Source organism: Pseudoalteromonas sp. Isolate6, from assembly GCF_022398435.1.
In the GTDB taxonomy this organism is placed as follows: domain Bacteria; phylum Pseudomonadota; class Gammaproteobacteria; order Enterobacterales; family Alteromonadaceae; genus Pseudoalteromonas; species Pseudoalteromonas galatheae.
Genome location: NZ_JAKEVK010000373.1, coordinates 1 through 1578 on the forward strand (window position 1 = coordinate 1; position 1578 = coordinate 1578).

General features: G+C 39.3%; 2 protein-coding genes. Both read right to left on the minus strand.

Annotated elements, in window-relative coordinates; translation table 11 throughout:
- Positions 1-67 precede the first annotated feature (67 nt).
- Positions 68-697: a LysE family translocator gene (locus L1D50_RS22970; protein WP_239966929.1), complete on the minus strand. Its 630-nt coding sequence runs from the start codon at positions 695-697 to the stop codon at positions 68-70.
- A gap of 26 nt (positions 698-723) precedes the next feature.
- A complete protein-coding gene (locus L1D50_RS22975; RefSeq protein WP_239966930.1) occupies positions 724-1338 on the minus strand; it encodes a DUF6680 family protein in 615 nt (204 codons plus the stop codon).
- Positions 1339-1578: the final 240 nt, after the last annotated feature.

Sequence of the window (1578 nt, forward strand, 5' to 3'; positions counted from 1 at the left end):
GTATTTTTATACTTTTTTATTTCACTTCCTCAGCTTGGATGCTAATAGTGATGGGTGTCACACATTTTTACACATTTTTCAGTTGCCGGCGACTCAGTAACAAGCTTGCTCCAGACATAGCCAAAAAAGTTGCACAGCCTCTATTGAAGCGCTTTGCCATTTTCGGCTTCGTAAACAACTGCCTTAAGTACATTCCAAATATCGCATAAATCGATATTGCACACATTTCTAAAACTAGGAAAGTAGCTCCTAGAGCGAAGAACTGTTCATTTACACTCGCTGAAACATCGACGAACTGTGGTAGAAAGGCGGTAAAGATTAAGATCGCCTTTGGGTTACCAGCGGCGAGCAAAAATTCTTGTTTAGCTAAACCTAATCGATTGCGAGTATTTTCTAGTTCAGAAACAGGGCTCGCTTCCGAATGCCAAAGATTAAAGGCAATCCACAACAAATAAGCTGCGCCCACAATTTTAATCGTTAGAAATAGAGTCTCAGAAGCATAGAGAACGACGGCTAAACCAGAAGCAGTCAAGGCAATCATTACAGCGAATGCAACAATACGACCAAGTCCAGCAATAAAAGCGGATTTGAAACCGTAACAACGAGCATTGTTCATGGACAATAGATTGTTTGGACCAGGAGTCATATTGAGTGCAAAACACGCAGGTATAAAGAACAATAACTTCCAGATTTCCACAATATTTCCTCCATAAAACTAACGCTTCAATCAGACGCAGCTTCAGCTGTCGGTTGAATTGACTTGTTATGTGATGTTTCTTCTGTTGCTGGTGCGATTGGGTGATATGGCGGTAAATAAGTTACAGCCATTGGTATTGATTTTCTGCCTTCCAGTACGGCTACCAACCCTTCTCGAAGCTTATGCTGTTCATTTTCAATATTTCCATGTGCTCTAGGCCTATAGCAATCTCTTTTAAGCTGTACTTCATCAAATTCATAACCAAGATGTTGCGACATCGCATATAGCAAAGCGGTAAACAGGTCGTCACCTTTATCAATCCATGCGTCGAGTTGTTCATCATTTTTTTTAGTGTTCAAGTGATCGTTATACACTTTCCAAGCATTAGTTATTTTCTTCTCACCTTCTGACTGTGAACGCTTCCCAAACTTTTTTTTTCCGTAAAATTCAATATCTATCATGTTCAAGGCTGCCACATGCTCCGGTGCAACTCGTGTTGCACGAGTAGACATGAGTGTGTGAAAAATTTTTAATTTTCTGGCTCTGTTTTCTTTCAGTGACTCTAGGTATTTTTGTGCTTGCACAGCCAAAATTGGTCCTGCAATAACAGCAGTAATCATTACAATATCTTTATATTCCAAAATTCATACTCCGATCTGATTGAGTCACATAACATTTTATTCGTGTGCATGCGCGTTTACCTCATTGGACCAGTGAAAACGCGCACAGTTAACTATCAGTATGCAAAGAACTTATCAGCATTCTGCTAAATATACCATCTGGAAAAATGCGCATGCGCGTTTCCCAAACCTATTATCTCAAATCGCAGATAAATAACCTTTTGATAAACAATAACATTTTTAATCTATTCATGCGTAAAC